The following is a 12,756-nucleotide window of genomic DNA, read 5'->3' on the forward strand; positions in this document are numbered from 1 at the left end:
CCGACACGCCCAGCTCCATCGACAACTCACCGGTCGTCTTCCCGCAAGCCCAGAAGGCAGGGGAAGTTGCCGAGCGACGTTAGCAATGACTTCCGGCACAGCCGCACATCGAACAATCCACCAAATTCTCGAGGCGAGCCCGGGCGCGATGTTAGCTTTAGCGAGGATCTCCTCAAAGGCCTGTCGCCATCCACCCGTGTCGACGAACTCATTGCCATTCGCTTTTTCGTTGGCTGCGATCGCGGCATGTCTTGCAGTGTCGGCCTCGGTTGGTCACATGAACCACGACTGATGGGCGATGCAAGTACTGAGCTACGGCAGCGGGGCGAGGTTATTGAGCGACATCCTGCATGAAGTGGATCGTCGAGACGGGCGGCGACAAAGCAAGGGAAAACACCAATCCCGGGCATCTTCTTAAAGGTGATATATTCCGCTAACATGTTAGCAACATATATCAACTCGAAGAATATGCCAGAAGGCACAGGAGACCTCATGATCAATCGACGGACCTTTTTGCGCGGGGCACTGGGCGGTGCAGCATTGGCCCTTGGGGCTCCGGCCATCGCGCAAGACCGGCCACTGCGCCTTGGATTACTCGCACCACGATCAGGAGTCGGGGCGTTTCTGGGTGAGGACAGCATCCGGGCCGTGAGATGGGGGGCGGATCGCATCAATCGGTCCGGCGGCATCGCGGGCAGAAGAGTGGAGCTCGTCGTCCAGGAAGAGACGACACCAAAGGACACCATCGAGCGCTTCCGGCACCTCGTGCTCCAGGAAAAAGTCGATGCCGTGCATGGCCTCATCTCCACGGGTGTCACCCTGGCCGTCGCGCCTGTTGCCGAGGATGAGCGCGTTCTTCTGCAGTGCTGGGATGGCACGACCCAGAACGGTGTTCAGGAGTCGATGCCGAAATCGCGCTTCGTGTTTCGTTCCACCGACAACGAGTGCGAAGCGGTGATGGCCGCACTCATGGTCATAAAGCACTACAAGGGCAAGTTTGTCACCGTGGCGGGCATCAACCCGGACTATTCCTATGGCCGCAACTGCTGGGATACGTTCAAGGCGCTGCTCGAAAGGTTCGGGATCAAGGCCAAGGTCGTATCTGAGCAGTGGGTCAAGGTCGGCGCCACGGACCACACGACCAACGTGGCTGCGCTGAATGCGTCCAAGCCCGATCTGATCTTCACCTCGCTCTTTCTCTCGGACTTGCCGATCTTCCTGCGCCAGGCGTCCGCTTCCGGATTGCGATCCATCATTGCCTCGACCGTGGCAGGAGGGCAGATCAATGACCTGAGAAGCAGTTTCGTCCCGGAAGGTACCGTGCTGGGGCACAACACCTTCTTCTTTGCCTTGCCGGGGGCATCCGAGCTGCAGAAGACCTTTGTTTCGGAGTACCAGGCGCGCTACAAGGCTGTGCCGACCTCATCGGCGGACCGTGCGTACTTCAACCTGATGGCCTACAAGGCTGGCGTCGAGAAGGCCGCCAAAGCCACTGGCCGGTGGCCAAAGACGGATGAGATCGCGGAATCGATTGTGGGCGCCGAAGTCGAAAGTTTTGGCGGACGTGGACGATACCGGGCTGACAAGATCGCCGAGCAGATGTTCTACCAGGGCTTGGCCAAACACCAGAGTGACTATCCGTACCCGCTGCTGTCGGATATCACGGTGGTGTTCTCCGACAGACTGCAAAAGCCCGCAGGCGCGGACTACTGGCAGTGGATCAAGAGCGCTGATTTCCGCATCTGATCTTCCGCCACCCGAGCAGCGCCGCTGCGGGTTTCTCGCGGCGCACGGCGTCGCGGATCACCAGAACATCGTGGTCTTGGCGCGGCACCTTCTACAGGGGCATCCCTATCGGTCCGCCCCTCCATCCCGGAGCAAAGCCGTTGTGCAATATTTGAATCTCATTCTGGCAGGCCTGTTCCAGGCGGCCGTACTGTTTCTCGTGGCCTGCGGGTTGCAGTTGATATTTGGTGTTCAGAAGATCGTCAATCTTGCTTGCGGCTCTTTCTATGCCCTTGGCGCCTTCTTCGCGATCACTGTTGTTAGCATCGTGCAGCAATGGCAACTGCCAGCGCTGCTGCTGATCCCTGTGTTGGTCCTTGCGGGCTTGGCGATCGGGTTGGTCGGCGCACCCTTGGAACTGATGCTGCGCCCGGTCTATCGGCGCGACCCCAGCTATCAGTTGCTGCTGACGTTCGGCCTAGTGCTGATGTTCCAGGATGTGTTCCGGTTCTTCTGGGGAGCAGCGCCGCGCTCGATGGATACGGCATTGTACGGTGCGTATGGAACGCTTGAGGCTCAAGCCGTCAGCATTCCCATCTACAACCTGCTCGTGATTCTGGCCAGCATTGCCATTGCGCTGATACTGGGCCTGACACTCAAGCGCAGTCGGGTCGGCCGGATCGTGCGCGCTACCGCCGAGAACAGGGACATGACAGAAGCATTGGGAGTGAACGCCTCGCGAGTCTTCACACTTGTGTTCACCGTAGGCTGCATCCTGGGAACGGTCGGCGGCGCGCTAATCGTCCCGACTTCGGCGGCCTCACTGACGATGGCGGCCGAACTCGTCGTTGACGCCTTTGCCGTCGTGGTGATTGGCGGCCTGGGGAGCATGGCCGGAGCCGTAGCAGGCGCGGTCATCGTCGGCCTGATGCGGACGGTCGCTGTGACGTTCGCCTCTGAAGTCGAGATTCTCTCCATCTATCTCGTTGTCGTGGCCGTTCTGCTGTTCCGCCCCAAGGGCCTGTTCGGAAAGGAGGCTGTATGAGCGCGTTGCCCGAGACGCTTCCGGCCTCGACGCCGGCGGCACGACCACTCTTGCTTGGCGGTGTTGGTCCATTGGTGATTCTCCTGGTGGGCTTGGCTGTGTCGCCGGTCTTGCTGAGTGCCTATGCCACCGTCACGCTCATGCCGGTGATTGCCTACGGCATTGCAGTACTGGGAATGAACATTCTGTTCGGATACACAGGAATGCTGTCCTTCGGACACGCCATGTTCCTCGCGATCGGTGCCTACTGCGCGGCCGTGGCGACTCAACACGGAATCTTGTCGTTCGAGTGGATTCTCCTGGTTGCCTCGGGAGTGGGCGCATCCATCGCCCTTATCGTTGGCGCCCTGTGCGTGAGGTTTACCCACATCTTTTTTGGCGTACTGACATTGGCCATCGGGATGCTCCTGCACTCCTTCCTGTTCAAGTTCTATGACCTCACCGGCGGCGACCAAGGCATGCGCGTGCTGCGGCCGACGCTGCTCGGGCAGACATGGGACATGAGCGCCACACAGTTTCTCAGCGGGCCGTTCTACTACTACTGTCTGGTCGTGTATGTGGTGTTCGTCCTGGTGACCTATCGCATGATCAAGTCTCCCGTCGGACTGCATCTGCAAGCCATCCGGGACAACGAGAACAAGGCGCGATATCTCGGGGTGCATGTGTATCGCCTGCGACTCGGCGCCTTTGTCCTGTCAGGCATGCTGGGTTCCATTGGTGGGGCTATGCTCGGAGTCTCGACCGGCCTTGCCGACCCGGAGCTGGCGTACTGGACCCAATCGGGAAATCTCATCTTCATGCTGGTCCTTGGTGGGGCCGGCACATTCTCAGGCCCGGGCGTCGGCGCGCTCATCTTCGTCCTGCTCCAGGACATCGCGGCCTCCGAAACCCAGTATTGGCGATTCCTGCTGGGCGCCACGCTGACGGTTCTCGTTCTCGCACTTCCGGATGGGTTGCTCGGAACCCTCTCGAAGTACCGCGGACCCGGCAAGAACCCAGGAGCACAGCCATGAATATGATACTTAGTGCTCAAAATGTTTCCAAGGCCTACGGCTCGTACCAGGCGTTAAGGGACGTCTCGTTGAACATTGGCGATACTGAGTTCGTCTCGATTGTCGGTCCCAACGGCGCAGGCAAGACGACGCTAGTCAATGTCCTGACTGGACTGTCCAGGCCCACGAGCGGATCCGTGCATTTCAGCGGCCGGAGCATCGCCGGAATTGGCCCTGTCAGGCTGGCAGCCATGGGCATGGCCCGCTCATTCCAGCTCGTGAATGTCTTTCCCAGCCTTTCCGTCTGGGAATCGATCGCCGTGGCAGTTTCATCCAGGCTGGGCAAGGCGCGCAATCCGTTCGCCACGCTCTTCAAGAGCCGTCAAATAGATGACGAAGTCCAGCGGGTCGCGGCCACTTTCGGGTTGTCTCAGAAGTTGACGACAACGACCGGCGAACTTTCCCAGGGAGAGAAGAAGCTGCTCGATATCGCAAGCGCCTTCGCGTTGCGTCCCAGGGCCATCCTGATGGACGAACCAACCTCCGGCGTGGCCAGCGCCGACAAATACGACATCATGGAATTGCTCGTCAAGGCGGCGCGCCTGCAAGGGGTCGGTACGATCATCCAAGTCGAGCATGATATGACCCTTGTCGCAAGGTACTCCCACCGCATCGTGGCGCTTCAGGAAGGGCGAGTGATCGGAGACATGACGCCAGATGCCTTCTTCAAAGACCCGCTCATGCTGGAGGCCGTCATCGGACCGGCGCACAGCAAGCAGGCTCAATCCGCCGGGGAGACGCTGCTATGCTGAACGTCGTTGATCTGTGCGTAGAAATCCAGGGCAGCCGGATTCTGCGGGGTGTCAATCTTGACGTGAAGCCTGGTGAACTGGTGTGCCTTCTGGGGCGCAATGGCGCCGGCAAGACCACCACGTTCCGGACGCTGATGGGCTACCTCCGCCCGGTCTCGGGCCACCTGCGGTGGCATGATCAAGATCTGGCGAAGCTGGCCACTTGGCAGGTCGCGCAGCAGGGCATCGGCTTCTCGCCCGAGGAATCCGAGGTCTATGCCGACCTGACGGTTGAGGAAAACATCGAACTCCCGACCTGGACCCGCACGCGCGGGCGTTCCGCCGCCGAGCGCATCGCAGAGGCCTACCGGATCTTCCCCAAGCTCGAGCGATATCGAAAACGCGGCGGCGCCGAACTCTCTGGCGGTGAGCGAAAAATGGTGTCGATTGCACGCGCGCTCGCTCTCGATGCGGAGTTGTTGCTGCTCGACGAGCCATTCGAAGGGCTGTCGCCAGCCATCATTCCGCAGGTAGCAGAAGGGGTCGCGGCGATCCGCCAATCCGGAAAGGCCATCGTGATGGCGGAATCCAACTTGCATCACGTGCCTGAATACATTGACAAACTCTTCGTCATTGAACGAGGGGAAATCATCTATTCAGGCTCACTCGAGAATGCGCTTGCGAGCCCGGATGTGATGAGCGTGATCGCCGGAGCAGTGGAACTGTAATGCACATCACAACAAGGAGTAGCTATGAAAACCTACACAGGTGATCGAACCATCGATGGCGTCAAGGTGCATGTTGATGGCAGGCCGCTGCCCGACAAGGCAGATATTCAACGCTATACGGACATGGGATTCGAATGGGGCTACGAAGGGCAGGAACCCAGGCAGCTGGCCTTCGCGCTGCTTTTCGACCATACGGACAACGCCGGGCTGGCCCGCTCATCCTCGGAAGCCTTCATGCGAGCCATGGTGGCGAACCTTTCGAACGAATGGCATCTGACTTCGGAAAGCATCGAGGAGTTCCTGCGCATCGCCTGTAGTTGAGTCGGCACTGGCGATTCGCGATCAATTTGCCCCTGAATTTCAGTCTTTCAACCCGATTTCCACGAAGGTAATCATGGAACTTCAACACAGCTGTATGAGCGACAGACAACGTCGCTATCGCAAGGAATACAGGTATCGCGTGGCAGGGTGGTACCACGGATGGCTGCATCTGATGATCATCGCGATGAGTGGTATCGCGGCCATCTACATCTACACGTCCAATCTCGTGAGTGTGCAATGGCGGGATTGGCTGGCTCTGCCGTTGGGGTTCCTTTCCTATCAGCTCGCTGAATATCTTCTGCACACACAAACAATGCACAGGCCGCGCAAGAGTCCCATGCTGAGGGCACTGTATATCCGGCACACCCTCATGCATCACCAGTTCTTCACGGAGCAGGAGATGCGATTTGCGGATCACCGCGACTGGCGCGTGACATTCTTTCCCCCGTTCACCATGATCGTGTTGACGCTGCTGTCGCTCGCGCCCTCACTGACCGCCGGCCTCATCATTTCTCCCAACTTTGGATGGCTTCTGATGACTGCCCTGACGGGCAGCTATATGTTCTACGAGGTCGTTCACTTCTGCTGCCACGTCGATGACAACTGGCTGGTCCGCAATCTGCCCATCATCAATACCGCGCGAAGGCATCACCAGGCGCACCATGACCAAGCATTGATGATGGAAGTCAACATGGGAATCGGTACGCCCATTTTCGATTGGCTGCTCGGAACCTCCGACCTGGATCGCGGCTTCTTCGGTCATCTGTTCAATGGGTACAGCAGCAAGTACCTGAAGAAGAATCTGCGCCGGACGTCTCGCACGCCCAAGCCGGGCAACGTCAAGATTCCCGAGTCGCGCACGGACGCCCATTGAAACCGAATCGTCACCCCAGGAGTCCACGATGCCGTTCAAGTTCAAATTCATTCTCTCGATTCTGATTTTCGGCGTGTTCGCGCTGACCGGCCAGTACGAACTCTCGCACGATCTGTCCCGGCCGGCTTATGTCGCCTTCTTCCTTGCGGTGTTCATGGTGCTGTCGATCTGGATTTTCCCGGATGTCAGCCGGGATGCTCCCGAAAGGGAGGGCGGAACGCAGTAGGAAACCGCGATGTTCCGGGCAAAGTTATGTTGTGCCGGCGGTCTTGGCTCCGTGCGCGCAGAGCACGGAGCCGAGCGCTTCCGTACGCGCGCGTGCCGCCGTCACTTTTCGATCGTCTCGCGAGAAAAGCTCTCGATGTAGTCGATCAGGCGATCCGACGCGGCCGCAGCATCCGCCGGCTTGCCCTGGCTTATGGCTTTCGCGATCTTTGCATGAAGCTTGGCGGCCAATGGAAGGTCGCCCGTGCGGCGATAGTGTTCAAACCAGAAACGCCGGGACAGGCCACGCATCAATGACATCGTCTTGACAATGAATTCGTTTCGCGCTGCGTCCCACATCCGCTCGTCCAGTTCACGGTCAAGCTGGGAAAACAGCTTCTCATCATGCTCTGCGGCGGCTTGGGTCAATCCAGCTTCAATGTTGGCGAACTTGGCCCTCTCCTCCACGGTGGATCTCTCGGCAGCAAGCCGAGCCAGCAAACGCTGAACTTCACGCCGCAGTTCCAGCAAGCGCAGTTGGGTCAGGATGTTTGTTTCGGAAACGAACACCCCGCGCTTGGGAACGATGGATACCAGTCCCTCCATGGCGAGACGTTGCAATGCCTCGCGAATGGGGGTTCGGCCGATCTCCAGGGATTCAGACAGGCTGCTTTCAGACAAAGCCATGCCGGGCGGTAATTGGAGCGTGATGATCAGTTCCTCGATGGCTTTGTAGGCTTGCTCGGCGAGCGATGGCGCTGGCATGCGCTTTGCCATCTTGGTGGTCCGCTGCCTGCTGAGTTCGCCAGGTCCGGCGTCGGTCGTAAGTCCGCGCGTGTTGGCTGCCTTGTTGGATGTCCGTCGCATAGCCCTCTGATTGTTCGCGATGGCGAGGCATCGATGCTCGCCCAGGTTGAGTGTTGAAGCTGTGTAGGGTTGATATGTTAGCTGAATGGCTTTCGCCCGTGGCCCTGCCGTGGACATATCCGACGGCAAAATCGTTTCCATTCGCCAATAAGAAGAGGCTCATCGCGGGTATAGTTTTGCATGCGGCTAATATATATGTACAATATTAGTCATGCACAAATAGCTGCCCTGACGGGGTGGCATCAACATTGGAGACAAGCATGCGGTTCAAGGACAAGACTGTTTTTGTGACTGGCGCTGCCAGTGGCATTGGTGACGTGACGGCGAGGATGTTCGCCGCCGAGGGTGCTCGCGTCGTGCTCGCGGACTTGTTGGAGGATGAGGGCGTCGCAGTGACGCAGGCCATCAATGAAACGGGCGGGGACGCGTCTTTCGTCAAGCTCGATGTGTCGAGCGAGACGGACTGGAGGCACGCGATAGCGTCCGCGGAAAAGGTCTTTGGGGCCGTGCATGTCGTTGTCAGCAATGCCGGCATCAGCGGAATGGTGCCGGACCATGAAAATGTTGAATACATGGACCGGCTGACGTCGGTGCATATTCGTGGGACCTTCCTGGCGATTCGGCATGGGGCGAAAGCGATTGTTCGGGCCGGTGGCGGATCGATCGTGACGGTGTCGTCGGTTGCGGCCTACTGCGGTTTGCCGGGCCTTCACATGGGCTATGCCGCGGTCAAGGCGGGCGTGCTGGGAATGACCCGGTGCGCAGCCGGTGAATACGCAAGATCGGGTGTGCGCGTCAATGCGATTGTGCCGGGGCTGCTGCCGCCGATGAGAACGTCCGTGGTCTCCGCGGATCCGGCCATGCGGAAGAAGTTCTTCGAGACCGTGCCGCTCGGTGGCACTGGAGGCAGAGAGGATGCCGCCAATGCCATTCTGTTTCTCGCATCGGATGCGGCCGCCTACGTCACCGGTGCCGAAGTCCTTCTGGATGGCGGTTTCCTCGCCTACCGATGCTGAGGCCGGCCATGCCTGTCTTCGTGGGAGTGCATGGTGCCTGGTCCGGCGGGTGGGCGTGGTGGCGGATGCATTCGCTTTTCCTCGGCAAGGGCATCCGCTTCGTAATGCCGACCTGTACCGGCTTGGGGGAGAGGGCGCACTTGCTGAATCCTGGCATTGACCTGAACACGCACATCGAAGACATCGTTCAGGTCATCGAACACGAAGATCTATCCGATGTCGTGCTCGTTGGACACAGCTATGGCGGGATGGTTGCGACTGGCGTTGCTGCGCGGGTGGCCAATCGGATCCGGCGGCTGATTTACGTCGATGCGCTGCTTCCGGAGCCCGGCGAGTGTGCGCTCGACCTCTTGCCACGGGTACAGAGTCGGGGCGTGCTGGAAGCCGCGCAGCAGAAGGGATTCGGGTGGCTGATTCCACCCACGCCCATGCCCGAGGACACGCCCACGCGTGATGTCGACCTCGCAGCGACGCGACGAGGGCCTCAGCCCTTGCACACGTTCACATCCGCACTGCCGGCGAGGGATCATGCGAGCCGTCTCCCGGCCACGTATGTCTACTGCACACGGATCGGTCTGTACGACAGCTTCGGCAGTTCTGCCGCACGCGCCCGCGGCCATTCCGGCTGGACGTTTCACGAGCTGAATGCAACGCACAACCCGCACATCACGATGCCTGAGCGCCTCGTCGAACTTCTGACGCAGGACATCGAACGCAGCAGTAGTCCCTCGAGCTGAGGACGCTGGCGACAAGAAGTTTCTCTGGCGCCGCACCACATCCCTGGCGGGATGCGGTGATGAGTGCTCGTGCTTACCGACATTCTTTTCACACAAGGAGCGTGTTCCATGCTCGGTTTGATGCAAGTTCGTCCGCTTTTGATTTCCAACCTGATCGACTTTGCTGAGCGCCACCATGGTGAAGCCGAAATCGTCTCTCGCCGCGTTGAGGGCGATATCCACCGCTGCACCTGGGTCGACGTCGCACGGCGCGCGCGCTGCGTGGCCAACGCGCTCGACGCCGATAAGCTGGCATTCTCCGAGCGGGTGGCCACGCTGGCCTGGAATGGCTACCGCCACCTGGAGCTCTTCTACGGCGTCTCGGGCTCGGGCCGCGTGCTGCACACCATCAACCCGCGCCTGCACCCCGACCAGATCGCCTGGATCATCAACCACGCCGAGGACCAGGTGCTGGCCTTCGACACCAACTTCCTGCCGCTAGTGCAGGCCGTGCATACCAAGTGCCCCACGGTGAAGAAGTGGGTGGCGCTGGCCGACGCAGACAAGCTGCCGCAGGACACCGGCATCCCGAACCTCGTGAGCTACGAAGCCTGGATCGCGGGGCAAGCTGACACCTACGACTGGCCCGAGTTCGACGAGAATTCCGCCTCCAGCATGTGCTACACCAGCGGTACCACCGGCAATCCGAAAGGGGTGCTGTACAGCCACCGCTCGACCACGCTGCACGCTCTCGCAGCAACGCTGCCGGACGCGATGAATCTGTCGGCCCGCGAATCGGTGCTGCCAGTGGTACCGATGTTCCACGTCAACGCCTGGGGGCTTCCATATTCCGCGGCCCTGGCGGGCTGCAAGCTTGTGTTCCCAGGCCCGGCACTGGATGGCAAGTCCATCCATGGGTTGATCGAGGCCGAGAAGGTTACATTCGCCGCTGGCGTGCCGACCGTCTGGCAGATGCTGCTGGCGCATACGCAGGGCAATGGCCTGAAGTTCAGCACTCTCAAGCGGACGATGATCGGCGGCTCGGCCTGCCCGCCAGCCATGATCAATGCCTTCCGCGATCAATATGGCGTGGACGTACAGCATGCGTGGGGCATGACGGAGACAAGTCCCCTGGGCACTCTGTGCATGCTGAAGGAAAGGCATCTGAGTCTGGAAGCTGAAGCGCAACTGGCGATCCGGCTCAAGCAGGGGCGCGCATTGTCAGGGTTGGACATGAAGATTGTGGACACCGACGGCAAGGAATTGCCCTGGGACGGTGAGACCTATGGGGATCTCCTGGTCAAGGGGCCGTGGGTGATCAAAGCGTACTTCAAGAGCGAAGGCGGCGATCCGTTGGTGGACGGATGGTTTCCTACTGGCGACGTAGCCACGATCGATGCGGACGGTTTCATGCAGATCACTGACCGCAGCAAGGACTTGATCAAATCTGGCGGCGAGTGGATCAGTTCCATCGACATCGAGAACATCGCTATGGCGCACCCGGCCGTGGCCATTGCCGCGTGCATCAGCGCTCACCACCCGAAGTGGGAAGAGCGGCCGATTATCGCTGTGGTCAAGAAGCCTGGCGCAGAGGTCACGCGCGAGGAACTGCTCGCGTTCTACGAGGGCAAGACGGCCAAGTGGCAGATCCCGGACGATGTGGTGTTTATGGAAAGCATCCCGATCGGTGCGACTGGCAAGATCCTGAAGATGCGCCTGCGTGAACAACTCGCCGACTACCGACTGACAACTACTGAGGCCTGATAGCTAGACCAGACTTGGTATGCCGCAGCCGTGTTCGCTCAGGTGCTACGGCTGCAGGCAGAAGACACCCATGCGCGTCGCCTCGGGAGCGCGAATTGACCACACTGCAGAAACCGGAGGAGCCGCGACGCTTAACCCTGAACGGGACTCGGTGGTGGTCATGGCGTCACAGACAAAAGAAATACAGCCCTTGGCTGCATGACTGAGGCGACAACTACCTTGACGCGCGCCGACCTCGGCAAGGCACGTGAGCACATTCGTCGAGCGCGAATGCCGCCGAAGGCTCCAGCACGCATTAATCTGTAATCGCCTTGTCATCGCCGACAAAGGAACGACATGAAATTCCCTGCGTATGACTACATCGTGATCGGCGCCGGCTCTGCCGGATGTGTACTTGCCTCGCGGCTGAGTGAGGATCCTGGGTTCAAGGTCCTGCTCCTGGAGGCGGGGTCGTCAGCATCATCGGTCTTTGTCCGCATGCCAGCGGGCATTCGCGTGCTCTATACGAGCCCGAAATACAACTGGCGCTTTTGGACGGAGCCTCAAACGTACTTGGATAACCGTAGCATCTATATTCCCAGAGGCCGGGTCGTTGGTGGTTCATCTTCGATCAACTCCATGATCGCGATCCGTGGAAATCCTTCAGACTACGACGGTTGGGCGTCGCAGGGCCTGCCGAATTGGAGCTATGAACAACTTCGTCCGTACTTCCGGAAAACGAAGACGCGTCACTGATCACGCCTAATAGGGACGGAAATCGCGGGTACTCAGGTCCTATCCGACTGTCGTACGGCACTCAGCGGAACGCCATCTCAAACGCGTTCATTGAGAGAGGTTGACGCCGCGGGGGTAGGCGAGAACTTGCAGGATCATCTTGATTGCGCGATTCGCTTGGAGGCGTCCCAACCTCTCACGCTCACACCTTATCTCGGCGTGGTCAGGGGTGGCCTGGCAGGTGCTCGCTATCTTCTTTCTGGCAGCGGCCCAGCGACCTCGCAGGGCGTTGAGGCAGGAGCATTCTTCAATGGAAATGGAGATCCCTACCTTCCGGACTGGCAGGCGCACCTTATCATCGCCCTTCGAAATCCTCCACCCGATGAATCTATTGCTCATGGCTTCGCCATCCGAGTATGTCAGCTTCGCCCCAGGAGCAGAGGAGTACTAAGACTGCGCTCGGCTGATCCGGCCGACTTCCCGCGGATCGACCCCCGATTTCTCTCAGAGGAGTCAGACTTCAGAAGCATGCTGGATGGGGTGGAGCGCATGTGCGAGATCATTAATCAGCCCGCGCTCAAGAAGCACATCAAGCGAAGGATCGATATGGACGCGTTCTCCAGCGCTGCATCCCGTAAAACCTGGGTACGCGCTCGTGCGGAGACCATCTACCACCCGGTCGGAACATGCCGGATGGGGGCGGACAATAACGCCGTTGTCGATGGTGAGTTGAGAGTTCGCGGGATCGAAAACCTCAGAGTCATTGACGGGTCGGTCATGCCCAACGTCATAAGCGGTAACACCAATCTTCCCATCATGGCAATGGCCGAAAAAGCCGCAGATCTCATACGGCAGTCATCCGCCGCCGCTCCATGAATCTGGACAAGCCCGTACGCCGAGGATTGAGCGACCACCGCGCGATACTTAGAGACGGTTTCAAGTGCGACACGTGTCGCCGTCCGCCGCGCGTCAAGCGGCATGATGTAGGGATGGCAAAGC

At 59.5% G+C, this 12,756-nt stretch carries 14 protein-coding genes; 13 read left to right on the plus strand and 1 reads right to left on the minus strand.

Annotated elements, in window-relative coordinates; all coding sequences use genetic code 11:
• Nucleotides 1–492: 492 nt before the first annotated feature.
• The 8 genes from AC1Q7H_RS37105 (at nt 493) to AC1Q7H_RS37140 (ending at nt 6,702) form a co-directional block, all read left to right on the plus strand.
• Nucleotides 493–1,746: an ABC transporter substrate-binding protein gene (locus AC1Q7H_RS37105; RefSeq protein WP_492316779.1), complete on the plus strand. Its 1,254-nt coding sequence runs from the start codon at nt 493–495 to the stop codon at nt 1,744–1,746.
• Between the two features lie 142 nt (nt 1,747–1,888).
• Entirely contained in the window at nt 1,889–2,770 is an 882-nt protein-coding gene (locus AC1Q7H_RS37110; RefSeq protein ID WP_492316778.1) for a branched-chain amino acid ABC transporter permease, read from the plus strand.
• On the plus strand, nt 2,767–3,783 hold the full coding sequence (locus AC1Q7H_RS37115; protein ID WP_284494967.1) for a branched-chain amino acid ABC transporter permease: 1,017 nt from the start codon (nt 2,767–2,769) through the stop codon (nt 3,781–3,783). Before AC1Q7H_RS37110 ends, AC1Q7H_RS37115 begins: the two co-directional genes overlap by 4 nt.
• Entirely contained in the window at nt 3,780–4,574 is a 795-nt protein-coding gene (locus tag AC1Q7H_RS37120) for an ABC transporter ATP-binding protein (RefSeq protein ID WP_284494966.1), read from the plus strand. The genes AC1Q7H_RS37115 and AC1Q7H_RS37120 overlap by 4 nt, the downstream gene beginning before the upstream one ends.
• Nucleotides 4,568–5,281 (plus strand): ABC transporter ATP-binding protein, encoded by a 714-nt coding sequence (locus tag AC1Q7H_RS37125; protein ID WP_276286955.1) that lies wholly within the window; start codon nt 4,568–4,570, stop codon nt 5,279–5,281. Before AC1Q7H_RS37120 ends, AC1Q7H_RS37125 begins: the two co-directional genes overlap by 7 nt.
• Before the next feature lie 24 nt (nt 5,282–5,305).
• Nucleotides 5,306–5,602 (plus strand): DUF6166 domain-containing protein, encoded by a 297-nt coding sequence (locus AC1Q7H_RS37130; RefSeq protein ID WP_284494964.1) that lies wholly within the window; start codon nt 5,306–5,308, stop codon nt 5,600–5,602.
• Between the two features lie 73 nt (nt 5,603–5,675).
• Entirely contained in the window at nt 5,676–6,476 is an 801-nt protein-coding gene (locus tag AC1Q7H_RS37135; RefSeq protein ID WP_492316777.1) for a sterol desaturase family protein, read from the plus strand.
• A gap of 28 nt (nt 6,477–6,504) precedes the next feature.
• Nucleotides 6,505–6,702: a hypothetical protein gene (locus tag AC1Q7H_RS37140; protein WP_017511339.1), complete on the plus strand. Its 198-nt coding sequence runs from the start codon at nt 6,505–6,507 to the stop codon at nt 6,700–6,702.
• Nucleotides 6,703–6,803: 101 nt separating this feature from the next.
• Here AC1Q7H_RS37140 and AC1Q7H_RS37145 read toward each other — a convergent pair whose 3' ends face one another.
• A complete protein-coding gene (locus AC1Q7H_RS37145) occupies nt 6,804–7,457 on the minus strand; it encodes a GntR family transcriptional regulator (protein WP_492316776.1) in 654 nt (217 codons plus the stop codon).
• A gap of 350 nt (nt 7,458–7,807) precedes the next feature.
• Between AC1Q7H_RS37145 and AC1Q7H_RS37150 the strand changes: the two genes are divergently transcribed.
• From AC1Q7H_RS37150 to AC1Q7H_RS37170, 5 genes are all read left to right on the plus strand, one after another.
• Nucleotides 7,808–8,563, plus strand: coding sequence for an SDR family NAD(P)-dependent oxidoreductase (locus AC1Q7H_RS37150; RefSeq protein ID WP_492316775.1), 756 nt, complete (start codon nt 7,808–7,810; stop codon nt 8,561–8,563).
• 8 nt (nt 8,564–8,571) lie between these two features.
• Nucleotides 8,572–9,300 (plus strand): alpha/beta fold hydrolase, encoded by a 729-nt coding sequence (locus tag AC1Q7H_RS37155; protein WP_492316774.1) that lies wholly within the window; start codon nt 8,572–8,574, stop codon nt 9,298–9,300.
• A 108-nt stretch (nt 9,301–9,408) separates the two neighbouring features.
• The gene (locus tag AC1Q7H_RS37160) at nt 9,409–11,043 is read left to right on the plus strand and encodes a 3-(methylthio)propionyl-CoA ligase (protein WP_492316773.1); all 1,635 of its coding nucleotides are present in this window, start codon (nt 9,409–9,411) and stop codon (nt 11,041–11,043) included.
• Between the two features lie 336 nt (nt 11,044–11,379).
• Nucleotides 11,380–11,778 carry a GMC family oxidoreductase gene (locus AC1Q7H_RS37165; protein WP_492316772.1) on the plus strand — a complete coding sequence of 133 codons (399 nt, stop codon included), beginning with the start codon at nt 11,380–11,382 and terminating at the stop codon, nt 11,776–11,778.
• Nucleotides 11,779–11,904: 126 nt separating this feature from the next.
• Nucleotides 11,905–12,633, plus strand: a complete 729-nt coding sequence (locus AC1Q7H_RS37170) for a GMC family oxidoreductase (RefSeq protein WP_492316771.1) — start codon at nt 11,905–11,907, stop codon at nt 12,631–12,633.
• Nucleotides 12,634–12,756 lie beyond the last annotated feature (123 nt).

Source organism: Cupriavidus sp. GW823-FHT06D04 (assembly GCF_058795055.1).